Source organism: Halopseudomonas pelagia CL-AP6 (assembly GCF_000410875.1).
GTDB classification, from domain to species: Bacteria; Pseudomonadota; Gammaproteobacteria; order Pseudomonadales; family Pseudomonadaceae; genus Halopseudomonas; species Halopseudomonas pelagia.
The window spans coordinates 20,753-45,725 of sequence record NZ_AROI01000024.1 but is presented as its reverse complement, the minus strand read 5'-3'; the positions used below and the strand labels follow the sequence as shown (position 1 = coordinate 45,725).

The 24,973-nt window shown below is 60.9% G+C and carries 18 protein-coding genes; 13 read left to right on the top strand and 5 right to left on the bottom strand.

What is annotated here, in order from left to right; translation table 11 throughout:
• Nucleotides 1-17 precede the first annotated feature (17 nt).
• Genes recC through recD form a run of 3 tightly spaced genes read left to right on the top strand, consistent with a single transcriptional unit; the run spans nucleotide 18 to nucleotide 9,240 of the window.
• Nucleotides 18-3,491 carry an exodeoxyribonuclease V subunit gamma gene (gene recC, locus K787_RS23500; protein ID WP_022963979.1) on the top strand — a complete coding sequence of 1,158 codons (3,474 nt, stop codon included), beginning with the start codon at nucleotides 18-20 and terminating at the stop codon, nucleotides 3,489-3,491.
• Nucleotides 3,488-7,195, top strand: a complete 3,708-nt coding sequence (gene recB, locus K787_RS0116800) for an exodeoxyribonuclease V subunit beta (RefSeq protein WP_022963978.1) — start codon at nucleotides 3,488-3,490, stop codon at nucleotides 7,193-7,195. Before recC ends, recB begins: the two co-directional genes overlap by 4 nt.
• The gene (gene recD / locus K787_RS23495) at nucleotides 7,192-9,240 is read left to right on the top strand and encodes an exodeoxyribonuclease V subunit alpha (protein WP_022963977.1); all 2,049 of its coding nucleotides are present in this window, start codon (nucleotides 7,192-7,194) and stop codon (nucleotides 9,238-9,240) included. The genes recB and recD overlap by 4 nt, the downstream gene beginning before the upstream one ends.
• On the opposite strand, the gene K787_RS0116790 is transcribed toward recD, so the two are convergent.
• The 3 genes from K787_RS0116790 to ggt form a co-directional block, all read right to left on the bottom strand.
• Nucleotides 9,241-9,915, bottom strand: coding sequence for a gamma-glutamyl-gamma-aminobutyrate hydrolase family protein (locus tag K787_RS0116790; RefSeq protein ID WP_022963976.1), 675 nt, complete (start codon nucleotides 9,913-9,915; stop codon nucleotides 9,241-9,243).
• A complete protein-coding gene (locus K787_RS0116785) occupies nucleotides 9,912-10,910 on the bottom strand; it encodes an amidoligase family protein (RefSeq protein WP_022963975.1) in 999 nt (332 codons plus the stop codon). The genes K787_RS0116790 and K787_RS0116785 overlap by 4 nt, the downstream gene beginning before the upstream one ends.
• Before the next feature lie 78 nt (nucleotides 10,911-10,988).
• A complete protein-coding gene (ggt, locus tag K787_RS0116780; RefSeq protein ID WP_022963974.1) occupies nucleotides 10,989-12,740 on the bottom strand; it encodes a gamma-glutamyltransferase in 1,752 nt (583 codons plus the stop codon).
• A 96-nt stretch (nucleotides 12,741-12,836) separates the two neighbouring features.
• Between ggt and K787_RS23490 the strand changes: the two genes are divergently transcribed.
• The 10 genes from K787_RS23490 to K787_RS0116730 all read left to right on the top strand — a co-directional run bounded on the left by K787_RS23490 (nucleotide 12,837) and on the right by K787_RS0116730 (nucleotide 22,220).
• Nucleotides 12,837-13,025 (top strand): hypothetical protein, encoded by a 189-nt coding sequence (locus K787_RS23490; protein ID WP_022963973.1) that lies wholly within the window; start codon nucleotides 12,837-12,839, stop codon nucleotides 13,023-13,025.
• A gap of 224 nt (nucleotides 13,026-13,249) precedes the next feature.
• Complete coding sequence (locus K787_RS0116770; protein ID WP_022963972.1) at nucleotides 13,250-14,917, top strand: BCCT family transporter; 1,668 nt, start codon at nucleotides 13,250-13,252, stop codon at nucleotides 14,915-14,917.
• A gap of 173 nt (nucleotides 14,918-15,090) precedes the next feature.
• Complete coding sequence (locus K787_RS0116765; RefSeq protein ID WP_028615037.1) at nucleotides 15,091-15,732, top strand: TetR family transcriptional regulator C-terminal domain-containing protein; 642 nt, start codon at nucleotides 15,091-15,093, stop codon at nucleotides 15,730-15,732.
• A gap of 105 nt (nucleotides 15,733-15,837) precedes the next feature.
• Nucleotides 15,838-16,773, top strand: coding sequence for a PDR/VanB family oxidoreductase (locus K787_RS0116760; RefSeq protein WP_028615036.1), 936 nt, complete (start codon nucleotides 15,838-15,840; stop codon nucleotides 16,771-16,773).
• A gap of 64 nt (nucleotides 16,774-16,837) precedes the next feature.
• Nucleotides 16,838-17,305: a RidA family protein gene (locus K787_RS0116755; RefSeq protein WP_022963969.1), complete on the top strand. Its 468-nt coding sequence runs from the start codon at nucleotides 16,838-16,840 to the stop codon at nucleotides 17,303-17,305.
• Between the two features lie 2 nt (nucleotides 17,306-17,307).
• On the top strand, nucleotides 17,308-18,156 hold the full coding sequence (locus K787_RS0116750) for a creatininase family protein (protein WP_022963968.1): 849 nt from the start codon (nucleotides 17,308-17,310) through the stop codon (nucleotides 18,154-18,156).
• 43 nt (nucleotides 18,157-18,199) lie between these two features.
• Entirely contained in the window at nucleotides 18,200-19,201 is a 1,002-nt protein-coding gene (locus K787_RS0116745) for an ABC transporter substrate-binding protein (protein WP_022963967.1), read from the top strand.
• Nucleotides 19,198-20,034: an ABC transporter ATP-binding protein gene (locus K787_RS0116740; RefSeq protein ID WP_022963966.1), complete on the top strand. Its 837-nt coding sequence runs from the start codon at nucleotides 19,198-19,200 to the stop codon at nucleotides 20,032-20,034. Before K787_RS0116745 ends, K787_RS0116740 begins: the two co-directional genes overlap by 4 nt.
• On the top strand, nucleotides 20,031-20,828 hold the full coding sequence (locus K787_RS0116735; protein WP_022963965.1) for an ABC transporter permease: 798 nt from the start codon (nucleotides 20,031-20,033) through the stop codon (nucleotides 20,826-20,828). Before K787_RS0116740 ends, K787_RS0116735 begins: the two co-directional genes overlap by 4 nt.
• Nucleotides 20,829-20,864: 36 nt before the next feature.
• Complete coding sequence (locus K787_RS0116730) at nucleotides 20,865-22,220, top strand: FAD-binding oxidoreductase (RefSeq protein ID WP_022963964.1); 1,356 nt, start codon at nucleotides 20,865-20,867, stop codon at nucleotides 22,218-22,220.
• 7 nt (nucleotides 22,221-22,227) lie between these two features.
• On the opposite strand, the gene K787_RS0116725 is transcribed toward K787_RS0116730, so the two are convergent.
• Nucleotides 22,228-22,950, bottom strand: a complete 723-nt coding sequence (locus K787_RS0116725) for a 3'-5' exonuclease (protein WP_022963963.1) — start codon at nucleotides 22,948-22,950, stop codon at nucleotides 22,228-22,230.
• Nucleotides 22,947-24,863, bottom strand: a complete 1,917-nt coding sequence (locus tag K787_RS0116720; protein WP_022963962.1) for a DUF294 nucleotidyltransferase-like domain-containing protein — start codon at nucleotides 24,861-24,863, stop codon at nucleotides 22,947-22,949. The genes K787_RS0116725 and K787_RS0116720 overlap by 4 nt, the downstream gene beginning before the upstream one ends.
• Nucleotides 24,864-24,973: the final 110 nt, after the last annotated feature.

The window sequence follows — 24,973 nt, the reverse complement described above, 5'->3', positions numbered from 1 at the left end:
TTACCCCCGGAGCCTTGATGCAGGATGCCCGCCCGTTAGATCCCGGCTTGATGATTATCCATGGCAACCGTCTGGAAGCCTTGCGTGAGCTGGTGGTCAGTTGGACCCGGCAGTATCCGCTGCATCCGCTGGAGAATGAGGTGGTGCTGGTGCAAAGCAACGGCATCGCCCAATGGCTGAAGCTGGCGCTGGCCGCTGACCCGCAGGCGGAAGGGGGTGGCTGTGGTATTGCCGCAGCCCTGGATGTGCAGTTGCCGGCGCGGTTTTTGTGGCAGACCTATCGCTCGGTGCTCGGCCGCGAAGCGGTTCCCGAGCAATCCCCATTGGACAAGCAACCCCTGACCTGGCGCCTGATGCGCCTGCTGCCGGGGCTGTTGGATCAACCCGCGTTTGCCCCTTTGCAGCGCTTTCTGGCCGACGATGCCGATTGCCGCAAGCGTTATCAATTGGCTGAGCGCCTGGCTGACCTGTTCGATCAGTACCAGGTCTATCGTGCCGACTGGCTCAACGACTGGGCCGAGGGCCGCGACCGGATTCGCCTGGCGCGCGAGGGTTATCGTGACCTGGGTGCTGAAGAATGCTGGCAGCCGGCACTCTGGCGCGCGGTCATCGACGACGTCGGTAATGCCCGGCTGAGCGATAGCCGTGCCGGTATTCACCCGCGCTTTGTCGACCAGGTGCTGGCAGCCAGCAGCCCTCCGGCGGGCTTGCCGCGGCGGGTGATCGTTTTTGGTATCTCCTCGCTGCCCGCGCAGACGCTCGAGGCCCTGGCGGCCATCGGCCGTTTCAGTCAGGTGCTGCTCTGCGTGCTTAATCCCTGCCAGTACCATTGGGGTGATATCGTCGCCGATCAGGATCTGCTGCGTCATCAGTATCGGCGTCAGCAGCGCCGGCCCAATAGCCCGGTCCAGCTGGACGACAGCACCTTGCACCAGCACGCACATCCGTTGCTGGCGGCCTGGGGCAAACAGGGCCGCGATTACATTAATCTGCTCGATAGCCATGACGAGCGCGCCGGCTACGAGGCGCGCTTTGCGGCGATCAACGGCGGCCGCGTGGACCTGTTTGAACAGCCCGGAGCAGAGACCTTGCTACAACAGTTGCAACAGGATGTGCTGGAGCTCAGCCCGCTGGCGGAAACCCGCGAACGCTGGCCAGCGGTGGATAGCGAAAAGGACCGTTCGATCCAGTTTCATCTGGCGCACAGCCCGCAGCGGGAGGTCGAAATACTGCATGACCAACTGCTGGATGCCTTTGACCGTGACGCGCAACTGCGGCCGCGAGACATTATCGTCATGGTGCCGGATGTGAACACCTATGCGCCGCATGTCCAGGCGGTGTTTGGTCAGTACGGCGCTGACGATCCGCGGCATATCCCCTACACCCTGGCGGATCAGGGGCAGCGTGGCCAGGAGCCGCTGCTGATTGCCCTCGAGCATCTGTTGCGTTTACCAGACAGCCGCCTGCCGGTCAGCGAAGTGCTGGACCTGCTGGATGTACCGGCACTGCGTAGTCATTTCGGCTTGGGCGAGGCTGATCTGCCGACCCTGCGCCGCTGGATAGAAGGCGCCGGTATCCGCTGGGGGCTGGATCAACAACGGCGCAGCCAACTGGGTATGCCGGATGGCCTGGAGGCTAATACCTGGCGTTTTGGGCTGCGGCGTATGCTGCTGGGCTACGCGGTGGGGCAGGGTGAGGCCTGGAGTGACATCGAACCCTATGACGAAATCGGTGGCTTGGATGCAGCGCTGCTCGGGCCACTCAGCGCGCTGCTGGACGCACTGGATCGCCATGAACAAGCGCTGGCCCGGCCGGCAGCGCCTTCGGTCTGGGGTGAACGCTTGCGCGCGTTGCTGGAGGATTTTTTTGACGCTGGCAGCGAGCGTGACCAATATCTGCTGGCGCAATTGCAGGAAAGTCTGGAGCAGTGGCTGGCGTTATGCGATGCGGTCGGCTTGCAGGAGGCCCTGCCGCTGAACGTGACGGCCGAGGCGTGGTTGCAGGGCATTGGTCAGGACCCGTTGAGCCAGCGCTTCCTCGCTGGCGCGGTCAACGTCTGTACCTTGATGCCCATGCGGGCGATTCCGTTCAAGCACATTTGTCTGCTCGGCATGAATGATGGCGATTATCCGCGTGCGCAACAGCCACTGGATTTCGACCTGATGGGCCGCGACTACCGGCCCGGTGACCGCTCGCGGCGTGAGGACGACCGTTACCTGCTGCTGGAAGCCATGCTCTCGGCGCGTCAGGGGCTCTACATCAGCTGGGTCGGGCGCAGCATCCGTGATAACGGCGAGCGCCCGCCCTCGGTGCTGATCGGCCAGCTGCGTGATCATCTGGCTGCCGGTTGGCAGCCAGCGCAAGAGGCTGATCTGTTGGCCGGGTTAACCACCGTGCATCCGTTGCAACCTTTCAGTCTGGCGTATTTTACCGGCCAGCGCGGGCTCTTCAGCTATGCCCGGGAATGGTTGCCACTGCATGGCCAGGTGCGACTCGAGGCGGGTAATCAGGCATTGCCCGCCGCAGTGTTGGAGGCCGCTATCGAGTTACCCGCCTTGCAGCGTTTTCTGCGCAATCCGGTCGGGCATTTCTACAGTCAGCGGCTCAAGGTCTGGCTGGATGAACGCGAGGTGGTGACCGAGGACGACGAGCATTTCAGCCTCGACGGCTTGCAACGCTACCAGCTTAGCCAGACGCTACTCGACAGCCTCAAGGATGCGCAGCCGGAGTCCGATCTGATGGCCTTGCTGGAGCAGGGCGCGGTACGCCTGCAACAGCGCGGGCAATTGCCGCTGGCCGGCTTCGCCGGCCTGACCAGCGAGCAGCTATTGGCGCCGCTGGCGGATCAGTTGCAACGCTATCATCTGCAGGCGCGGCTGTGGGATCAGCGCCTGGATCATCCGCTCCCCATCGCAGGCCGTAGCGCCGCCGTGGAGTTGAGCAGTTGGCTGGCGGATGTGCGCTGTTCTGCGCGCCAGGAAGGCCTGCTACGGCTGACGCTATTGCCCGGGCTGGTGCTCGGCAAGAAAAGCCTGAACTGGCGCAAGTTGCTCAATGAGCTGGTGGTGCATGTGTGCGCCGCAGCCAGCGGGCACTGTTTGAGCAGCTGCATCATCAGCGCGGATGCGGATATCCAGCTGCTGCCGCTGGAGCAGCGGCAGGCCGCCGCCATTGTGCAGGACTGGCTGGATGCCTGGCATCAGGGCCTGAGCCGGCCATTACCGGTAGCGCCCAAGACCGCGCTGGCTTGGCTGAGCGCCGAGGATGAAGACAAGGCCAGCGCCCAGGCGCGGCAGTGTTTCGACGGCAATGATTTCAGTCGCGGTGAGCGCCTGGACAGCGCGGCGCTGCTGCGCAGTTTCCCGGATTTTGCCAGCCTCAGCGCCAGTGGCGAATTCGAAACCTTTGCCAGCCTGCTGTACCAGCCACTGGTACGCGCCGAGGCGGAGCAATGGTTAATCATCAGCCCGGCCACGCAGGTGCAGGCATGACCGCCGCCCATAACGAGCCAAGACCGCTGGCGCTGCGCTGCATGCTGCGCGGCAGCCGTTTGATCGAGGCCAGCGCCGGCACCGGCAAGACCTTTACCATCTCTGCGCTGTATCTGCGTCTGGTCCTGGGGCACGGCGGTGAAGCGGGATTTGGCCGCGAACTGCTGCCGCCGGATATTCTGGTGGTAACCTTTACCGAGGCGGCGACCCAGGAGTTGCGTGATCGTATTCGCGCGCGTCTGGTCGAGGCGGCGCAGGCGTTTCGCGCTGAACTGGCCGAACTCGATCCGATTCTGCAAGGCCTGCGCGGTGATTATGCCGAGAGCGATTGGCCATCCTGCGCGCGCAAGCTGGATATCGCCGCGCAGTGGATGGATCAGGCCGCCGTATCGACGATCCACAGTTGGTGCCAACGCATGCTGCGCGAGCACGCCTTCGACAGCGGCAGCCTGTTCACCCAGACTCTGGAAACCGACCAGCGCGAGTTGCTCGCCGAAGTCGCGCGCGACTACTGGCGGCTGCATTGCTATCGGCTGCAGGGCCGGGCTTTGGCCTGGGTAGATCAACATTGGCGCCAACCTGATGCCTTGCTGGCCAGGGTGCGGGTGTTGCTGGACCAGAAACAACCGGTGCCGGCGGTCGATTTGCAGACGCTGATCAACGACGCACTGCAATCGGCCGCCGCCGAGCTGCACACACTCAAATCACCCTGGCTGGTCTGGGCCGATGAACTCGAAGGCTTGTTGGAGCAGGCCCGTGAAGCCAAAGCGTTCAATGGCCAGAGCCTGAATCGCAAGAACCTCGGCAACTGGTTGGACAAGCTGCGCGACTGGGCTGCGGATCCAGCTGCCGAGACGCTGGATATCGGCAAGGGTTTTGAGCGCTTGACCAGTGCGGGCCTGGCAGACATATGGAAGCAGGGCACCCCACCGGTGCACCCGGCGCTGGAGGCGATGGCCGAGCTCAAGGATCGATTGGCCGCGTTGGCCGGTCCGGCACAGCCGGCACTGCGGCATGCTGCCGCCTGGATCGCCGAGCGCTTCGACACGGAAAAGCGCCGGCGCGCGCAGATGGGCTTCGATGACATGCTTACGCGCCTGGACGATGCCCTGCAGGGTGACAACGGCGAGCGCCTGGCGGCGGTGATTCGCGGGCAATTCCCGGTGGCCATGATCGATGAATTCCAGGACACCGACCCGCTGCAATTTCGCATATTCGATCGGGTCTATCCCCTCGAGCAAAGTCCGGCCGATACCGCTCTGCTGCTGATTGGCGATCCCAAACAGGCGATCTACTCCTTTCGCGGAGCGGACATCTTTACCTATCTGCGCGCACGGCAGGCCACGCTCGGGCGCCATGAACACCTGGACACCAATTTCCGCTCCAGCGAGCCAATGGTCGATGCGGTCAATCGGGTGTTTGATCTGGCCGAGCAGCGTGCGGACAGTCAGGACGCCGACAACCTGGGCGCCTTCCGCTTTGGCGCTGGCGCCGAGGCGCTGCTGCCGTTTTATCCGGTGGCTGCGCGCGGGCGCAAGGAGCGCTGGACCCTCAATGGCCAGGCCGCGCCGGCGCTGACCGCCTGGCATCTGCACAGCGAAGAGCCGCTCAGTGCTGAAGCCTACCGGCAGCAGATGGCGGCACGCTGCGCCTCGGCGATGGTCGAGCTGTTGCAGGCCGGCCAGGCCGGGGCGGCAGGCTTTGACCATCCGGAGCAGGGTTGGCAGCCGTTGCGGCCGGCGGATATGGCGGTGTTGGTGCGTACCGGCCGTGAGGCCGAGGCGATTCGCGCTGCTTTGTCAGAACGCGGAGTCCGCAGCGTATACCTGTCAGACAAGGATTCGGTGCTCGACTCCCAGGAGGCGGTCGATGTGCTGCGCTGGTTGCGCGCCTGCGCCGAACCGGGCAATGATCGGCTGCTGCGCGCCGCGTTGGCCAGCCCGACGTTAGACCAATCCTGGGCCACGCTGGAAAGGCTCAATGAAGATGAGCGGCTGTGGGAGCATCGGGTATTTCAGTTCACCGAATACCGCCGCCTCTGGCAGCGCCAGGGTGTACTGCCGATGCTGCATCGCCTGCTGCATGATTTCGATCTGCCGGCCCGTTTGCTGCAGCGCACCCAGGGCCAGCGGCAACTGACCAATTTGCTGCACCTGGCGGAAATGCTGCAACGCGCCTCCCGCGAGCTGGACGGTGAGCAGGCGCTGGTACGGCATCTGGCCGAACTGATCCCGTTGGCTGGCGAGGGCGCCGGGGAGGATCAAGTCCTGCGGCTGGAAAGCGATGCTGAACTGGTCAAAGTAGTCACCATTCACAAGTCCAAGGGCCTGGAATACCCGCTGGTGTTTCTGCCGTTTATTTGCCACAGCCGTCCGGTCAAGGGCGGCGAACCGGTCCGCTTCCATGATGGCGAGCGTCGCAGCCTGGTACTCGAACCCTCGGAAGACGACCGCCAGCAAGCCGATGCTGAGCGCCTGGGCGAAGACCTGCGGCTGTTGTACGTGGCGCTGACCCGCGCGCGGCATGCCTGTTGGCTGGGCATGGCGGATTTAAAGGTCGGTCAGGGCAAATCCTCGGTGCTGCACCACAGTGCGGTTGGCTATCTGCTGGCCGGCGGCCAGTCACTGGGTGCCAGTCCCGCGCTGGCCAGCTGGTTACAGCAATGGACCGTCGCAGGCGATGACGCCGTGGCCGTCACGCCCGCTCCCCAGGTGGAAGATCTGCGCTACCAGCCAGTGCAAGCGCCGGACCCGCAGATCATCGCGCGGGAGCCGCAGCATGGGCCCTTCGAGTCCTGGTGGATTGCCTCCTACAGTGCCCTGGCCATCGGCAGCGAAGACCTGGCGGGCAAGGCCATAGGTAACGCGCCGGAAAGTCCGGCCGCGGAGAAAATGGCGGATGACGAGCGTGCTGCGCGCTTTGTGCCGCTACGCGCCGGCGAACTACCGACTATTCACCGCTTCCCGCGAGGCCCGCAGCCGGGTACTTTTCTGCACGGGCTGCTGGAGCTGGCGGGGCGTGAGGGCTTTGCCGCACTGACTGACCGACAGCAGTGTATCGAGTGGCTGCGCCCGCGTTGCATCCGGCGCGGTTGGGGCGAGTGGAGCGAATGCCTGGCCGACTGGTTGATCGCCTTGCTGCAGCACCCGGCGCTGCTCCAGCGGGTCGATCCACCGGCGGATGTTTGCCTGGCGCAGTTGCCTGCCGGAGGTTACCAGCCGGAGATGGAGTTCATGTTTGCGGCCAGTCGCGTGGATGTGCAGCAGCTCGATCAGTTGGTTTGCGCCGCCACGCTGGGGGGGCGGCCGCGTCCGGCGCTACGCCGCGATCGACTCAACGGCCTGTTCAAGGGCTTTATCGATCTGGTCTTTGAGCATCAGGGGCGCTATTACGTGGTGGATTACAAATCCAATTGGTTGGGGTCATCGGCCAGTGACTATGTCGATGAGGCCATGGAGCGGGTGATTCTCGAGCAGCGCTATGACCTGCAGTACGTATTTTACGTGCTGGCGCTGCACCGCCAGCTCAAGGCACGCCTGCCAAATTATGACTATCAGACGCATATGGGCGGGGCGCTGTATTGGTTCGTGCGCGGGGCGCAGGCGCCGCAGGCGGGGATTTGGCATGACCGCCCGGCGCAGACACTGATTGAGGCACTGGATCGGTTGTTCGTAGGTCAAGCGGCCGAGGAGCTGTTTGCATGAAAGACGCGCAGATCGACTGGCTGGAGCAGGCCCGGCAGCAGCCCGACCCGCTGACCGACCCGCAAGCACTGTTGGCGTTGCTGGACGCCTGGCTGGCCTGTGGTTGGTTGCGGGCGCTGGATCGGGCCTTGGCGGCTTTTCTACTGGAGCGGGATCCGGCCTGTGACGCCAGGGTGCTATTGGCGGCCGCTTTGGTCAGCCACCAGCTGGGGCATGGGCATGTCTGCCTGGATCTGGCCACCACGCTGGCCGAGCCGGATTTTGCCCTATCACTGCCCCCCGAGGGCGAGGAAGGCACGGATGTGCTATTGCCCTCAGCGTTGTTGCGCAGCCTGAAGCTGGATGACTGGCAAGCGGCGCTGGCGGGCAGCCGTGTAATCGATAGCGGGTTGCCCGAACAGGCCGAGCGGCCGCTGGTGCTGGTCGGCCAGCGCTTGTATCTGCGGCGTTATTTTCGCTACGAACGTCAGGTAGTCCAGGGGCTGCAGCGTCGGCTGGCAGAGCCGCTGAGCACGCCGCCGGCGCTGGCTCAGCGCTTGCAAAGCCTGTTTGCCGACAGCCAGCAGTCGCCAGACTGGCAGCGTATTGCCTGTGCACTGGCTGCGCGCGGCGCTTTCAGTATTATCACCGGTGGGCCGGGTACCGGTAAAACCACCACGGTGGTCAGGCTGCTGGCGCTATTGCAAACCCCCGCCGTGGAGGCCGGGCAGCCCTTGCGTATTCGTCTGGCGGCCCCCACCGGCAAGGCGGCGGCGCGGCTGACGGAATCCATCGGCCAGCAAGTGGGCCGGTTGCCGGTGGATGAGGCCGTGCGCAGACAGATTCCTACCGACGTCAGCACGCTGCATCGCCTGCTTGGCAGTCTGCCGGACAGCCGGCATTTTCGTCATCACCAGGCCAACCCGTTGGCGCTGGATGTGCTGGTGGTGGATGAAGCCTCGATGATCGATCTGGAGATGATGGCCTGTGTACTCAACGCGCTGCCACCCGGCGCACGACTGATTCTGCTCGGCGATAAGGATCAACTGGCGTCTGTCGAGGCTGGGGCGGTGCTCGGTGACCTGTGCCGGCATGCCGAGCAGGGGCTTTATAGCCCGGCCACACGTGAGTGGCTGGAGCACAACAGCGGCCAGTCATTGACCGCTGCGGGCCTGCAGATCGGTGATGGGACGCTTCACCTATTGGAACAGCAGACGGCGATGCTGCGCTACTCCCATCGCTTTGGCGCCGTCAGCGGTATTGGTCAGTTGGCCAGGGCGGTCAACGGTGGCGATGCTGCTGGCGCCCGTCAGCTTTTGCAGACGGGCGGCTTTGCTGATATTCATCGGCTGCGGGTCAGCGCGGTAACCGACGAGGCTTTTGAACGGCTGGTGTTGGGCGACGCGTCGGCGCTGCCAGGCTATGCACTGTATTTGCATAGCCTGCAGGCGCATCGGCCTGAACCGCAGGTGCCGGCCGAGGATCCGGCCTGGGAGCGCTGGGCACAACAGGTGCTAGGGGCATTTGATCGCTTCCAGCTGTTATGTGCGGTGCGCAAGGGCGCCTGGGGGGTCGACGCGCTGAATCTGCGAGTGGCCAATCTGTTGCATCGCCGAGGCTGGTTAAGTGCCGATCAAGGCTGGTATGAGGGTCGCCCGGTGTTGGTCACCCGCAATGATTACAGCCTGGGACTGATGAATGGCGATATCGGTATTGCCCTGCGGGTGCGCGAAAAGCCCCTGCACCCCGGTGCTGCCGAGCGCGAGGCGTTACGGGTAGCTTTTGCCCGCAACGACGGCAAGGGCGGCGTGCGTTTTGTCCTGCCCAGCCGGCTGAGCGAGGTGGAATCGGTGTTCGCCATGACCGTGCACAAATCCCAGGGATCGGAATTTACGCATGCTGCCTTGGTGCTACCGGATGCGCGCAGCCCGGTGCTGACCAAAGAACTGGTATATACCGCGATTACCCGGGCCAGCCAGCATTTCAGCCTGGTAGAAGCCCGTGACGGTGTGTTCGAGCAGGCCGTGCAGACGCCGGTGCGGCGGATCAGTGGCCTGGCCATATGATCAGTTGGTCGAGCGCCCCACAGCCTGAATAAGCGCCTGGAATAGCAGGCGCTGGCGACGAAACAGCAGCAGGAACTCTGGGTGCCACTGCACGCCAAGCAGAAAGGCTTTATCGGGATCCTCCACCGCCTGCACTATGCCATCCAGGTCGCGGCCGCTGACGATCAGACCCTCACCAACCCGGTCGATGGCCTGATTGTGCAAGCTGTTGATACGACAGTTGTCGGCCATCAACAGCCGCCAGAGCCGGCTATTGGGCTGCACGTTAAGCGTTTTCAACGGCAGAATGGTCCAGCGGTTGGAGGTCATCTTGCGGTGTGATTTCAGCTCCTGTAACAGGTTGCCGCCGCGCCGAGCGTTGAGCAGTTGGGCTCCCCGGCAAATGCCCAACAAAGGCAGGTTGCGCGCCAGTGCATCATCGATCACCGCCATTTCCAAGACGTCGCGCTCGGCATCATACCGGGGATGTACCTCAGGCTCTGCAGCGTAAATGACTGGGTCTATATCATGCCCACCAGTCACCACCACGGCATCATAGTTCAGCGTTTCAAGATCATCCCCTGGCCTTATCTGCAGGGCTCGGGCGCCGTACCAGCGCAGCGCGCAGGCGACCAGAAAGCGCGGCCCAAAGGCGCCGCGCCGCGGCCCGGTGACAGCGACGGTAATCCTTTTCATCCAGCGGCATCCAGCCAGTTGTTGTCGACCTGGTCGGCCCAGTCGGTCAGCAGGCGGCTCAGGCCACTGTCCAGGTGTTGCCGGTAGGCTTCACAGCAGCCGTCCAGGCGTGGGCGGTCGCACGCCAAGCGTTCTACTTCGAGCCAGTCCGCCCAGGCCAGGTGCAGACCCCAGCCGGGCTGATCGATCAGGCAGTCAGGCAGGCGGTAGTGAAAAGTGGGCCTGGATTTGATCAGCTCGTCGCCTGTCACAGCCAGCACGCGGGCCTCGTCGAGGTGTTTGAACAGCGGCAACATGTCCAATGCGCGGTTGCGCGTCGGGTTGTCGCGCAGATAATCGCTGATCAGTTGCGGCAAGGTTGGCCAATAGGCGAGGTTGATCATTTGCCGCACGTAAACGCTCGGGAAGGGATCCACATAGCTGGTCAGGCGTCGGGTCAGGTTGATATTGGCCCGCTTCAGCAGCCACTCATAGAGACACATAAACGCCTTTAGGTAGGCGCTGATAGTGTCGGCTTCGGTATCTGGTACCTCGGGATTAAACTGCATGCCGAAGGCGCTGGTGACGCGGTCTCCGGTGCCTTTGGCGCCAGCTTGGCGCAGGCGTTCTATCAGCCCATCCACCTCGTGCAATCGGTCTAGCGGTAGCGGCGGGCTGACCAGTTCGTGGGGCACCAGGCTGTCGGTCAGCCATTTGAGCATTTCTTCGGCAGAGGTTTTCAGATCGTCGCCCAAGTCGTCCTTGCTGCGCTGTTCGCGGCCGAGCCGTTTTAATAGCCGAAAATCCAGTTCAACGATCCAGGGTCCCGCCGCATCACCGCGCAGGGTGCGCTCGTAACGACTGGTCAACTCAATCTCGCAGCCAAGAAATTGTGCCGACACCTGAGCCAGGCTGTCTAGCGTCAGGCCATTCATTTCCAGCTCTACCCCTACTCGGCGAAGCGCACCGGTTGACGTGTGCTGCCGGGGAGGCATTGGAAAAGCGTTGTGGGTCATGCCTCACTCCTGGGAAAAGACGCCCGCCATTCGGGTGCGAAAATAGATGAAAGCTTACAGGGACTAGCGGGGGCTGGTTTATTCACCCAATGCTACGCCATCCAGTCGCGGGTCTGCCGCGCCGCGCCATCGGCCATCGACGCGCTCTATGCCATGCAGGCCGCTGGTCATCGGCACTACCTGAACCTTGTGGCCCAAGCGGGTAAGCGCCGATTGCTGTTGTTCCAGCACAGTGCCTGCTTCTATTTCAAGACCGAGTCCACGGTCTAGGTGGTTTGGCAGCGCGATAGCATCCTGCACATCCAGCTCCCAATCGAGTACGCCGATGAGCGCTTTGACTAGGTAACCGATGATCCGGCTACCGCCACGTGATCCTATCACCAGGCGCGGCTCGCCATTGGCATCGAGAACGACTATGGGTGCCATCGAACTGCGCGGCCGCTTGCCACCGGCGACCGCATTGGGATGGGGCTTTTGTCCTAGTTGGGGATCAAAGCTAAAGTCGGTCAGTTGGTTATTCAACACAAACCCTTGGCTCAGCATACGGCTGCCGAAGGGCGCTTCGTTCGAGCTGGTTAAGGCTAGCAGGTTGCCTTGGGCGTCGACGATGCTGAAGTGCGAAGTTCCGCGCTCCTGCGCATCGGGGGCCAGCTCGAACTCGCGCATTTCCACGCGCTTGCCAGGCTCGCCGGGGTGGATGTTGGCCAGTGCCTGTTGCGGATTGATCAGCAAGGCGCGCTGTTGCAGGTAGTCGCGGTCCAGCAGCGCATGGGTTGGCACCTCGACAAAATCTGGATCGCCGATGTAGGTGTTGCGATCAGCAAAGGCTAGGCGGCTGGCCTCGCTCACCAGGTGCAGTGCTTCCGGGCTGCCGGGTTTCAGCGAGCCCAGGTCAAAATGTTCAAGTATGCCCATGATCTGCAATACCGTGATGCCGCCGGACGATGGTGGCGGGGCGCCGCATAGGGTCCACTCCCGGTAAGGGGCGCATACGGCGTCGCGCTTTAACGCGGTGTAACTGTTCAGGTCGGTGATGGTCATGTCACTCCCGCCCCAGCGAGCCTTGGTTACCCGCGCTATCAGCTTCTCGGCGATGGGTCCCTGGTAGAAAGCCTGCGGGCCCTGCTCGGCTAACTGGCGCAGGGTCGCGGCCAATGCCGGGTTTTGCAGTCTTGGCCGCTCTGCGCCAGCTTGCTGGCGATAGTAGCTGCGCGTGTCACTGAATAGTCGCAAGGAGGCATCGGACGCGATCTGTTTTTGCAGGCGCAGGGGCATCGGCAGGCCTTCATCGGCCAGCTTGATGGCGGGCGCGAGTAATCGGGCCCAGGGTAACCGGCCATGCTCCTTATGGGCCATGGCGAGCATGGAGACCAATCCGGGTACGCCAATTGAGGCGCCACTGGGAATAGCCGCGGCCAGCGGAAGCTGCATGCCCATCCATTGAAAACGGTCGGCTTGCGCCGCAGCAGGTGCAGTCTCGCGCCCGTCGTAGATAACCGGATGGTGGTAATCGACCTGATGCAATAACAAAAAGCCACCGCCGCCCAGGCCCGTCTCTGGAGACTCAATAAACCCCAGGACCATCTGCACCGCAATGGCGGCATCCACGGCATGACCGCCTTCGCGCAATACTTCAAGCCCGGCCTCGACTGCCAATGGATGAGCGGCAGCAATCATTATCTGATCGGCCTGCCGCGCTTCCATCGGTTGGCTGGTCAAGGTGGGCGTGGCCGGATCGCTGCCGCTGCAACCGGTAAGAAAAGCCAAGCAACTGATGCTCAGCCAGCGGGTCAGTCGGTTGAGGGCGGTCCTAGAGAGAGGTTTTAGCATGTTTAACAGGCTAACCTTTGCGCAAGGACACGTCTAATGCCTGAGACTATGATGTAGAATCAGCATAGGCATTTCTTAATATCTTGAAGGTAGTTTATGACCAATCTAGCTGAGTTTCGGGCCGCAGAGCGCATGCTTGCGCAGCAATTGGCCCAACTGGAAAATATGAAGCAGGATACTGGCTTGCAACGGGAGCTGGCGTTTAATGATGAGCTCAAGGCACTGATGCAAAGTTATGGCTACTCAGCCCGGCAAGCGCTGGCCATTCTGCAATCGGCCAGCTAGCGGCAAGACGTGGTGGGACAGAGGCGTTTCCATAATGTTCCAGAAATCGCTATCATGGCAGCTTATTGGTGACGAATGTCGCCGAATGGCTGTTGATCGGTAGTCTTTGCCGGTTCTCCGTCAAGCATGGTTGAGTAGCACACCAGGCTGGCCAAGAAACCGTAATCTTGTCCTGTGTTGGTGCTTGTGTAATCGGCCTCCTTCACTCAGGAGCAAGACCTTCGATGGCTAAAGATCCCTCTTCAAATACCGGTATAGAGCCGGAAAAACCCGCCGTGGACGCCATTCCAGCGCCCTCGGGCGAGTCCACTCTGATTGATACCGATTACGTCATTGGCCAGGATAATATCAAAGGGCAGTTTTCCTTTGCGCTGGATATTCACGGCAAAGTCTTCAGCATTTCAGCCCTGACCATTATCGCTTTCGTGATCATCACGCTGGCACTGCAGAATGAAGTTGCGCCCATCTTCAATGCGATCCGTGACTGGCTGACCGGCAATCTGGCCTGGTTTTTTCTTGCTGCCGCTAACGTATTCGTCGTTCTCTGTCTGGTCCTGATCGTCTCGCCGCTAGGCAAGGTGCGCCTGGGCGGTATGGACGCCAAGCCGGATCACTCCTATATGGGCTGGTTCAGCATGCTGTTTGCCGCCGGTATGGGCATCGGCCTGATGTTCTATGGCGTATCCGAACCCATGTCGCATTTCTCGGCATCCATGGGCGGTGTAGCTATTGGCGAAGACGGCCTGCGTACCGATTGGGCGCCTTTAGCTGGCGCGGCGGGCGATGCACAGGCGGCTGCCAGCTTGGGCATGGCCGCAACGATCTTCCATTGGGGTCTGCATCCTTGGGCGATTTACGCGATTGTCGCGTTGGCGCTGGCGCTGTTTTCATTCAATAAAGGGCTACCGCTGAGCATCCGCTCTATCTTTTATCCGATTCTGGGTGAGCGGGTCTGGGGCTGGCCTGGTCACGTGATCGATATTCTTGCGGTGTTTGCCACGCTGTTTGGTTTGGCCACCTCGCTGGGTATTGGCGCGGAGCAAGCCGCCGGCGGGATAGATCACCTGTTCGGTATTGCTGCCACGGATATGTCCAAGGTGCTGCTGATTATCGGCATTACGGCCATTGCCCTGATGTCTGTGCTGGCGGGCCTGGACAAGGGCGTGAAGCGCCTGTCGCAATTGAACATGGTGCTGGCGATCCTGTTGTTGGGCTTTGTTATTATTGTTGGCCCGACGCTGGCGATCCTCACCGGGTTCTTTACCAACCTGGGTTCTTACCTCCAACATCTGCCGGCACTGTCCAACCCGATCGGTCGTGAAGATGCCAACTTTAGCCAGGGCTGGACGGCGTTCTACTGGGCCTGGTGGATCAGTTGGTCGCCTTTTGTCGGTATGTTTATCGCCCGGGTCAGCCGTGGCCGTACCGTGCGCGAGTTTCTGATTGCGGTGTTGCTGGTGCCTTCGCTGGTGTCAGTGTTGTGGATGACGGCCTTTGGCGGCACGGGCATCGGTCAGTTCGTTAACGACGGATTTACCGGCGTGCAGGACGCGGCGCTTGAGCTACAGCTCTTTGCAATGCTCGGTGAACTGCCGTTGGCGGAGATAACCTCGTTTATCGGGATTATCCTGGTGATTGTTTTCTTCATCACTTCATCAGATTCCGGCTCCCTGGTGATCGATACCATCACCGCAGGCGGCAAGGTCAATGCGCCGGTGCCTCAGCGCGTGTTCTGGGTGATTATCGAGGGCGTAATTGCGATTGCACTGCTGCTCGGGGGCGGTCTGGTGGCGTTGCAGGCCATGGCGGTGTCCACCGGCTTACCTTTCACCCTGGTACTGCTAGTCGGGTGCGTCTCCATCGTCAAGGGGTTGATGAGCGAGCCACGCTGAATCGGGCTAACTGAGAAAAGGGCTGCATGCCTTAGGTGTGCGGCCCTTTTTCGTTTCCGGTTATGCTCTGTGCTCAGGCACGGTAGGATATCGCCAGCCTGATTCCTCTGCGAATGATGTTTCGCCTCGCCATGGTGCGAATGGAGTCTGTAATTCACTGAAATGGTGCAAAAGTGGCAAAAGTAGACATGCGAACCGAGCGCTCCAAACAGAGCCGTCAGGAAATAATGCGCAAGATTCTGGATGCGGCTGTTGTCGAATTCAGCCAGCACGGTTTTCAGGGCGCTTCTACGCAGGCGATTGCTGAGCGTGCACAGCTCAAAAAGTCGCAACTGCACTACTACATCGAGGACAAGGAGGCGCTTTACTCGCAGGTGTTAGGCAAGGTGCTCGACAGCTGGCGCGGCTTCTTCACCTTTGATGCATCGCCCGAACTGCTACCGCGTGAGGCGCTGGGTGAGTTTGTGCGCCTGAAGTTGGACTATGCGCTGGAGAATCCCGAGCTTTCACGCATTTTCACCATGGAGATCCTCAGTGGCGGCGCGCGCTTGGAGGCCTACTGGCCCGGAGCGATGGAGGCCACCCATGCCAAGGTTTCCAAGATCGATAGCTGGGTTCAACGGGGCGAGCTGCGTCCGTTGGACGGCCGCCTTCTGATCATGCACATATGGGCTCTGACCCAGTACTACTCTGATTACAGGCTGCAGGCGGAGCTGCTGCTGGAGGCATCGCTGACTGAGTCGACGGTGCGTAGTAATATCGAACAGGAACTGATCAGGTTCGTTCTGCTGGGGGCTGGTCTGAGCTCCGACTAACGCGTTTAAAAATACTTTCTCCACGTTATATGCACGCTCGGCGGTGTCGGGTGGCATGCGTTATGCATTTAGTTTGACCAAGTGTACAATCTATTTGGTCTGATTATGTTTTCTACTGAATTCTACCCCTTGTGCATCACCTCGCGCGACATGTTGACGCCCGATGTCATGCGGCTCCGCTTGCAGCGACCCGATGGCACCATGCTGCCCGCATTCCGTGCCGGTGCGCATGTTCAGATCCAGATCAACGAACAGTACCGGCGTGCCTATTCCCTGTGCAGCGACCCGGCGCAGCGCGGCCATTACGAGGTGGCTGTGAAGCTGGAGCTCGATGGGCGGGGTGGCTCGCAGATACTGCACCAGATGGCGCAGCCCGGCGTAGAACTTGCCGTCAGCACCCCCAGCAATCTATTCGCTCTTGCCAGCGATGCCGCCCACCACCTGCTGGTGGGCGGCGGCGTCGGACTGACGCCGCTGATTGCCATGGCGTATGAACTCAGTGCTCGCCAGCAGCCATTTACATTTGTTGTGGCCGCCTCCAGCCGTGGGGCCTGGCCCTTTGCCGCGCAGCTCAATACCAGCGGATGGCCGGTTGATGTGGTCCAGTCACCACGCGAGCAGTTGGATCTTCCGACGCGGTTGGCAGCGTTGCCTGCAAGCACACATGTTTACTGCTGCGGCCCTGAGGGGCTGATGGCGCGCGTGCGCGATCAATGTGCGCTGTTGCCAGCGGTGCAATGGCACGAAGAGGCGTTTTCCGGCAGTGAGGTACGGGTGGAGTCCGGCTTTCAGCTGTACCTGAGCGAAAGCGATCTTATGCTCGAAGTATCGGCCGGCAGTTCCATCATTGCCGCGCTCAGGCAGGCAGGCGTGCAGGTTGACACCGCCTGCGAACAGGGCATCTGTGGCAGCTGCGTGGTGCCCTGGCGCGACGGTGAGCCGGTGCATGGTGATCAGTGCCTGGATGAGGAGGACCGGTGCGAGTACATGGCGGTCTGCTGCGGTGGTTGCCGGTCTCCTCGTTTGACGCTGGCGCTCTGAGCGTGGCTCCTGCAAAGCGTCCTCGGATAGGCATACAAACGATCAATGACCCATGGAGTAACTGATGACCAATGCAACCAATGGCGCCCCGCTGGCCCGCTATGCCGCCAGCAAGCGGGTGGGTGAGTTCATTTTTCTGTCTGGCTTAATCGCCGTGGATCCTGCACGGAGCCTGATTGTTCGCGGCTTTGAGGATATTCCTACCGAGGTGGCGGACAGCCTCGGTCGAACTGGCGAGTTCTCCAGCGATATCAAGCAGGGGCCAATTCTGGCTCAGAGCTGGTATGTGTTAGATGTCATCCGCCAGATCATTGAACGCGAAGGGGGCCAGATGAGCGATGTGTTCAAGCTGGTGCAGTACTTCCGCAACCTGGACCACTTCCCCAGTTACAGCATGGTGCGGCGGCGGTTCTTTGCCGATGATCCGCCTATCTCAACCGTCGTGGAGGTCAGCGCCATGCTACCCAGCGACAACATCCTTATTGAAGTGGAAGCCACCGCATACCTGCCGCAGCGCGGCATCAAGGAGTAATGATGTTACATGGTTATACCCCGCCACAGCGCTTCCTGCCCTACCTGAGCTGGACCGATATTGACGCTCTTGAGGACAAGGCTAACACCGTGATCGTGCTACCGGTTGGTGCGATCGAACAGCACGGGCCGCATATGCCCTGCGCAACGGACGCGATCATCGCCGCCGGCGTGGTTGGCAAAGCGCTGGAGAAGCTGCCGGCCGTTGTGCCAGCCTTCGCGCTCCCGCCGATCACCTACGGCAAGTCCGACGAGCACCTGCACTTTCCCGGCACCGTGACGCTGACCGGCGAGATTCTGCTGCACACCATCCAGGAGATCGGCGAGTCGGTGTACCGGTCGGGTTTTCGCAAACTGATCATGGTCAACGCCCATGGCGGGCAGCCGCAGCCGTTGGAGATGGCGGCACGCGAGCTGCGTCTGCGCCACGGTGACTTCATGATCATCGCGCGTTCTGCCTGGAGTGTGCAGGTGGATACCAGCTTTATGTCCGAACAGGAACGTCAGATGGGGATGCACGCCGGCCATGGTGAGACCGCCATTCTGATGCAACTGGCGCCGGAAACCCTGCATATGGAACGCGCCGAGGCACACTACCCACCGCCTTTTCCTTGCCCGACGCTGTCCAGCACGCGTCCGGCGGCCGCCTGGACCGCCCGCGATTTCGGTCCGACGGGCGTGGTCGGAGACCCCACCGGCGCGACCCCCGAGCAGGGCGCTCAGTTGCTGGAACAACTGAGCAGTCAGTGGGCTCAGGCGATTACCGAGGTGCATCAAGCGCGCTGGATTGAACGCGAGGTGATGTCTTGGGGGCGCAGCCAGTTCAACGGCCACATCGAATCACGCAACTGAAAAGCGAAATCTTTCAAACAGTCAAAAAGACCGGAGATGAGTCATGCATGCAACAGGATACAAGCGCACTTGGATAAAACACACAGCGCAACTGCTGGCGCTGCTTGCGGCGGCCGGTGGCGCCAACGTACAGGCGGCCACGCCGATCACTTTCATTACCAACTGGTATGCCCAGGCTGAGCACGGCGGCTTTTATCAAGCGCTAGCCGAAGGGCTGTATGCCGAAAAGGGGCTGGATGTCACCATCCGAATGGGTGGCCCACAAGTAAATTCGGCACAGCTGCTTGCCGCTGGGCAGGCGCAGTGCATCATCCGTGACGACATTGGTACCATGATGGCGCGCCAGCAGGGGATCCCGCTGACCATGGTCGCCAGCAGCTTTCAGTATGACCCGACGGTGATAATCACCCACGGGGATATCGAGTCGCTGGCTGATTTGAAGGGGCGCTCGGTGCTGATCTCCTCCAGCGCCCACTCATCCTGGTGGCCCTGGGCGAAAAGCCGTTACGGCTTCACTGATGCGATGAGCCGGCCCTACACCTTCAATATTCAGCCGTTCATGGCGGATAAATCTCTGGCTCAGCAGGGCTATATGAGCTCCGAGCCGTTTGCGCTGATGAATGCCGGGGCGGACTACAAGGTGTTCTCGCTCGGTCAGGAGGGCTACCCACCCTACGGCAACGCTGTTGCCTGCAGTGACGAGCTGATCGCCGAGCAGCCTGATCAGGTGCAGGCGTTCATCGACGCCTCCAGACAGGGCTGGAAGAATTATCTCACCGATCCCGCTGCCGGTAACACGATCATCCAGAAAGAGAATCCCAGCATGAGTGCTGACCAGCTCAGCTTTGCTGTCGAACAGCTGCGTAGCAGCGGCATGGTCACCGGTGGCGACGCTGCAGAGCAGGGCATCAGCGTGATTACCGACGCGCGTATGCAGGCAACCTGGAATATGGTGGTGGAGAACAACCTGGTGGATGCTGACAAGATCTCACTGCAGGAGGTCTATACAACCCGCTTCGTGACCCGGAATCCGGTGCTGCCATGAATGCACATACCCGACTGAGCCCGGCGCGTTGCGAGGCGCCGAGTGGCCAGGCGTCTGCGGTTCAGCTGCTCTCGTGCGATAAGGTCTATCCGAATGGCACCCGGGCGCTGATGCCGGTGAACCTGAGCATTCGCGAAGGTGAGTTCGTTACGCTGCTAGGACCCTCGGGGTGCGGCAAGAGCACCCTGCTGAAAATGGTTGCCGGGCTGACAGAGCCCTCGGACGGGCGCCTGTTGCTGTGGAACAGACCCGGTGCACGCCTGCATGAGAGTGGCCGCTCGCTCTCCTTCGTGTTTCAGGAGGCCGCGCTGATGCCTTGGCACAGCGTGCGCAGAAACATCAGTCTGGCGTTGGAACTGGAGCCGGAAAAGGTGCCGCGCAGCGAGGTCGCAGCGCGGGTGGATCAGGTGCTGGAGCTGGTTGGCTTGTCGCGCTTTGCCGATGCTCTGCCCAGCCAACTGTCCGGCGGCATGCAGATGCGCGTATCCATTGCCCGTGGTCTGGTGATCAGGCCAAACCTACTGCTGATGGACGAGCCGTTCGGTGCTCTGGACGAGATCACCCGCTTCAAGCTGGACAGTGATCTGCTTGACCTCTGGCAGAGCAGTGGCCTGAGTGTGATCTTTGTAACCCACTCGATCCACGAGGCGGTCTTTCTCTCCGAGCGGGTGGTTGTCATGGCTGCACGCCCTGGGCGTGTGGTGGCAGAAATCCGCATTGACGAGCCCTTTCCGCGTGGTCCCGAATTCCGCATGAGTGCCCGTTTCGGCGCCTATGCTATGCAACTGCACGACTATTTATTGGCCGCTGCCGGTACGGAGGATGCCACGTGAACGAGCTGTTTCCGCTATGGCGTAGCGAGCGTTTTCGCCGCTGTTTTATTCCCGCGCTGATTGCCCTGCTGTTGCTGCTGTTGTGGCATTGCCTTGTGACCGTTAGCGAAATTCCCGAGTATCTGTTTCCGTCCCCGCTGGCTGTGGGCAGAGCACTGGTCAGCGATTGGGAGTTGCTCAGCTCGGCGTTGCTGAACACGCTCAAGGTGACCCTGTTGTCTTTCCTGCTGGCCATTGTGGTCGGTGTTCTGATTGCCTTCGTGTTTGTGCAGAGCCGCGCGATCGAAACCGCTTTTTTCCCTTACGCGGTACTCCTGCAGGTGACGCCGGTAGTGGCAATTGCACCGCTGATCATCATCTGGATCGAGAACACCACGCTGGCTCTGGTGGTCTGCTCGTCGCTGGTAGCGCTGTTTCCGATCATCTCCAATACCACGCTAGGCTTGCGTAGCGTTTCGCCAAACCTGCTGGCGTATTTCAAGCTACGTCGGGCCGGTCGCGGTAAGACACTCTGGCGCCTGCGCGTGCCCTCGGCGCTGCCCTACTTCTTTGCGGCATTGCGTATCGCCAGCGGCCTGGCACTGATCGGCGCAGTGGTGGCAGAGTTTGTCGCCGGTACCGGTGGTGCCGACACTGGTCTGGCCTACCAGATTCTGCAGTCGGGTTACCAGCTCAACATTCCACGCATGTTTGCCGCGCTGGCGCTGATCTCGCTGACTGGCGTCGCGCTGTTTCTCTGCATGTCGGCGCTGTCGCGCCTGATGATCGGTCGCTGGCACGAGAGTGAGGCATAAACCGAGTTCATTTCTGTTTCAACAGGGTAATTAACAATGATCTCAATTGAAGTACTTAATGCGCTGCAGGCGCAACTGCCCAAGCTTGAATGGATCACCTCGCGGGTGCACATCAAACGTCTGTCCAGAGATTTCTACTGGTTCAGCCCGCTGCTGGTACCGCAACTGATGGACAAGCAGGCCGACCTGGTGGTCCGCCCTCGGGATGAGGCTGAGCTGACAGCCCTCGTCAGCGCTTGCGTCAGCTTGGCCATTCCGATGACAGTGCGTGGTGGCGGTACGGGTAATTACGGCCAGGCGGTCCCCCTGGCTGGTGGCGTGGTGATCGATATGACCTCCTGTACTGCGCTCGAGTGGCTCTGCGAGGGCTTGGTGCGGGTGCAGGCGGGCATGAAGATTGGCGAGCTTGAGGAGCGCGTCCGCGAGCGCTGCTGGGAGCTGCGCTGCATGCCATCCACTTACCGCGCAGCCAGCATCGGCGGTCTGTTTGCCGGCGGCTTTGGTGGTATAGGGTCGATCAACTATGGGCCGATCTCGGCACCCGGTACCGTGCAGTGCATTCGCATTCTGACCATCGAAGATAGGCCACAGGTTCTGGAGCTGCGCGGCGAAGACCTGCTCGTCTATCATCATACCTATGGCACCAACGGAATTCTGCTTGACCTGGAACTGGCACTGGCGCCGGCGCGTAACTGGGATGAGTACCTGTTCGATTTTGACAACATTGAAGCAGCCTACGGATTCTGCCGCGCAATGCTGGATTCGACCGGGATCGAGAAGCGCGAGCTGTCTCTCTATGACAGCCGGGCGGCTTCCTACTTCCGGGACATTCCTTTTTCGCTGCTGGACGGTCACTTTCTGGTGATGGCGCTGGTTGCACCGCACAACCGCCAGTCGCTGGTGCAACTGCGTGCTGAGTACGGTGGCAAACAGTTGTGGACGCAGACCTTCGCCGAAGCCAAAGCGTCAGGGCTGACGCTGATGGAGCATTGCTGGAACCATTCCACGCTACAGGCACTCAAGCACGACAAGGGCTTCACAAATCTGCAAACCAACTACGATAGCGACCGCGTCCTGGAACAACTCGCCGAGCTGAAGGCGCAGGTGGCCGATGAGGTGCTGATCCATCTGGAGTTTATCCGTCTGGCCAACTCGCAGGTGCTGGTCACCGGCCTACCGCTGGTGCGTTACTCAACCGACACGCGGCTGGCCGAGTTGATGGCGCTGCACGAGTCGCTGGGCATCAAGATCAACAACAGCCATACCTACATGCTAGAGGATGGCAAGCATGGCGGCGCCCTGAGTCCGGCTATTCTGGCCAGCAAGGCAGCCAACGATCCGCACTCGCTGCTTAACCCCGGCAAGATCCGCCCGCTCGAAGGCTGCCAGTAGCAGGGAATCAGTTCCACAGGCGGCTGATAGGCGTGTCCTGCTGGTAGTGTGTCAACACCTGCGCTTGCAGCAGTTCAGCCGTCGCCAGCGCGTCTATCAGAGCATGATGCGCTTGATAGTGCGGCAGCCCGTAACGCAGGCGGCTGTCAGCCAGGCGGATGGAGGTCGGTTTGATGCCGCGCAAGCGGGCAAACCACCCCGGTTGGTTCGCGCCCCGGTGTAGCCGGGCTTCGAGCTCCATCGTATCAATGACCGGGAAGTGCAGCTGTTCGCCAATAAAATAGCGCACGGCTTCACTGAGAAAGCCACGCTCGATATTGCGGTAGTGCACTACCACTACCTTGCCTGCCAGGCTTTCCAGCAAGGTGCCCAACAACTGATCCAGACCAGGAGCGTCGCTGATCTCGCTGTGGGTAATGCGGTGCAGGGTGACCGATTTACTAGTCAGCTCGGCAATCGGTTTGACTACATGGTAGCTGGCTTGTGCACAGCGAATACGTTGCAAGCTGAAAGGCGCCAAGCCGATGCTGACGATCGCATCGCGGTGCGGGTCCAGGCCGGTGGTTTCGATATCCATGGCGATCAGCTCGACTTCGCTCAGGGGCGTGTCTGCGGCCACGGCGCCAGCCTGATAAAAGCGCACCAGACGCTGGTCCTGTGCCGTGTTTGCCAGATTACTGAAGATTTTTTGCCAGTCAGGGCTGGCAAGGGCAGGGTCTGGCTTTTTCATAGGGTGCGCATGGACTGCAGCGAGGGGTAGCGATAGCGCAGGAATTTTTGTGCGTTGTTCAGTACCTGAAAGGCCTCCTTGAGGTTATGCCGTTCTGCAGCGGGGATGGTTTCAGGTTGAATGTAGTTATTGGGTTCGCGGCCCTGTTCAATATCCCGCGCCTGATGGCGGATACGCACCATCGACAGAAACTCCAAGGCATAGCGCAGGCGACTAATGGCTTCGGGTGGCATCAGACGCGTGTGGGCCACTGCATCCAATCGCTCGAAGGAGTTCTGTGCCTTGGAGCCGCAGGCCAGGCTGTGTACGCGAATCAGATCCGTCAGTGGCGCAGTGCCTCGGCCCTTGAGGTTGATGATGTTTTTGTGCTCACCATCCTGCTCCATCACAAAGGTACGGAAAAAGCCTAGCGGCGGTGTACGGTTGAGAGCATTGCGGGCCAAGCTGGCGAGAAAGGGTTCGCTGGTGCTGGCTTTGGAGGCGAGTAGGTCCTTCAAGGTTTCAGCCAGTTCGGCTTCGCCATAAACGCTATCCAGGTCGAAGAATATTGAACTGTTGAGCAGGGTTTCCGGGTTGGGGCGTTCTATCCACTGGGTAAAGTATTGTTTCCATACCTTCAACGGCTGGCGCCATTTCGGGTTGGTCGCCATGATGCCGCCTTTGCAGTAGGTATAACCGCAGGCCGCCAGTCCGTCACTGACGAAGGTCGCCAGTTGGAAAAAGTACTCGTCATGTTGTTTGGGGTCGAAGCGGTCATCGAGAATCAGGGCATTATCCTGGTCGGTCACTATCAGTTGCTCATTGCGCGCCATCGACCCGAGCGCCAGGTAGCAGTAGGGAACCGGCGGCGGGCCCAATTCGGCTTCAGCCAGCTCGAGCAGGCGTTGGCTAAAGCCTCTGCCGATGCCGGCCATGGTGCTGCCGATCATGTGCGCAGTGGCTTCGTCATTGGCCATGCGCACAAAGGTGGCGCGAATATCCGGCAGCAATGCTTGCAGGCCAGCTACGTCCTGCTTGTTGAAGATATTGCTGACCAGGTACAGGCTGCTCTGGGATTCGAAACGGATGATATCGGTCAGGTTGATCAGGCCGATGGGCCTTTTACGCTGAATCACCGGCAGGTGATGGATATTGTTGCGCAGCATGCACAGCATGGTGTCGAACACCGAATCCTCGGCCTGCACGGTAATCGGATTGGGTGACATGACTTGGCTGATCGGTGTGTCAGCCGCAAGGCCCTCGGCCACCACCCGAGTGCGAAAGTCCCGATCGGTAACAATGCCGACCATAATCCCGGCCCCGTTTCCGGCCGCCGGCAGGGTACCGGTACCGTCCACTGCGGCCATGCTGTCGACGATGACCAGCGACGAGACGTTCTCTGCCGTCATCACGCTCGCGGCGTCCCTGACCGACGTATGCGCAGGCACCATGATCGGCAGGCGGCTGATCAGTTTACGCACTTTGATCTGCATCAGCTCGCCAGCCTTGCTTTGGCTGTCCACCGCAGTTTTCAGGCGCGACTGCCCCTCGGCCTCGACGAAATCGGCGAAGGTTTCATGATCCTCGCACAGGCGGTCAAACAAGCTGGACGGAATAAAATAGATCAAGCTGTCTTCGATGGCGCGTGCAGGAAAGCGCACCTTGTGATTGCGCAGCAGCCCGAAGTGACCAAAGATATCGCCCTCGGTCAGGCGGTTATACAGCTCGCCATTGCGGCGGAACACATCCACTGCGCCACTGCGCAGGTAATGCAGGAACTGAACGTCCTGATTGAACAGCAGGATGTCAGTACCTGCCTTGAAATAACTGATTTCAACCTGGCGGGCCACCTCGCTGAGAACATCCTCAGGCAAGCCGTCGAACGGCGGGAAGCGACTCAGGTGATCGCGTATTTCGACAATCTCAATATCCATGTGTGTGCTTCCTGGTAACCAAGTGCTTCCGTGATTGCGGGTATTCGCTCAACGGTCAGCCCACAACGGGCCAAACGCGACCAGCACCCGGGCAAAGGTGCCGGCTTTGC

What these genes read in the sequence shown, in the direction of transcription:
- recD (WP_022963977.1), top strand. Translation starts at nt 7,192, where the DNA reads ATGAAAGACGCGCAGATCGACTGGCTGGAGCAGGCCCGGCAGCAGCCC.
- K787_RS0116760 (WP_028615036.1), top strand. Translation starts at nt 15,838, where the DNA reads ATGTTTTCTACTGAATTCTACCCCTTGTGCATCACCTCGCGCGACATG.
- K787_RS0116790 (WP_022963976.1), bottom strand. Translation starts at nt 9,915, where the DNA reads ATGAAAAGGATTACCGTCGCTGTCACCGGGCCGCGGCGCGGCGCCTTT.
- K787_RS0116730 (WP_022963964.1), top strand. Translation starts at nt 20,865, where the DNA reads ATGATCTCAATTGAAGTACTTAATGCGCTGCAGGCGCAACTGCCCAAG.
- K787_RS0116745 (WP_022963967.1), top strand. Translation starts at nt 18,200, where the DNA reads ATGCATGCAACAGGATACAAGCGCACTTGGATAAAACACACAGCGCAA.
- K787_RS0116785 (WP_022963975.1), bottom strand. Translation starts at nt 10,910, where the DNA reads ATGACCCACAACGCTTTTCCAATGCCTCCCCGGCAGCACACGTCAACC.
- K787_RS0116770 (WP_022963972.1), top strand. Translation starts at nt 13,250, where the DNA reads ATGGCTAAAGATCCCTCTTCAAATACCGGTATAGAGCCGGAAAAACCC.
- recC (WP_022963979.1), top strand. Translation starts at nt 18, where the DNA reads ATGCAGGATGCCCGCCCGTTAGATCCCGGCTTGATGATTATCCATGGC.
- K787_RS0116750 (WP_022963968.1), top strand. Translation starts at nt 17,308, where the DNA reads ATGTTACATGGTTATACCCCGCCACAGCGCTTCCTGCCCTACCTGAGC.
- K787_RS0116740 (WP_022963966.1), top strand. Translation starts at nt 19,198, where the DNA reads ATGAATGCACATACCCGACTGAGCCCGGCGCGTTGCGAGGCGCCGAGT.
- K787_RS0116720 (WP_022963962.1), bottom strand. Translation starts at nt 24,863, where the DNA reads ATGGATATTGAGATTGTCGAAATACGCGATCACCTGAGTCGCTTCCCG.
- K787_RS0116755 (WP_022963969.1), top strand. Translation starts at nt 16,838, where the DNA reads ATGACCAATGCAACCAATGGCGCCCCGCTGGCCCGCTATGCCGCCAGC.
- K787_RS23490 (WP_022963973.1), top strand. Translation starts at nt 12,837, where the DNA reads ATGACCAATCTAGCTGAGTTTCGGGCCGCAGAGCGCATGCTTGCGCAG.
- ggt (WP_022963974.1), bottom strand. Translation starts at nt 12,740, where the DNA reads ATGCTAAAACCTCTCTCTAGGACCGCCCTCAACCGACTGACCCGCTGG.
- K787_RS0116725 (WP_022963963.1), bottom strand. Translation starts at nt 22,950, where the DNA reads ATGAAAAAGCCAGACCCTGCCCTTGCCAGCCCTGACTGGCAAAAAATC.
- recB (WP_022963978.1), top strand. Translation starts at nt 3,488, where the DNA reads ATGACCGCCGCCCATAACGAGCCAAGACCGCTGGCGCTGCGCTGCATG.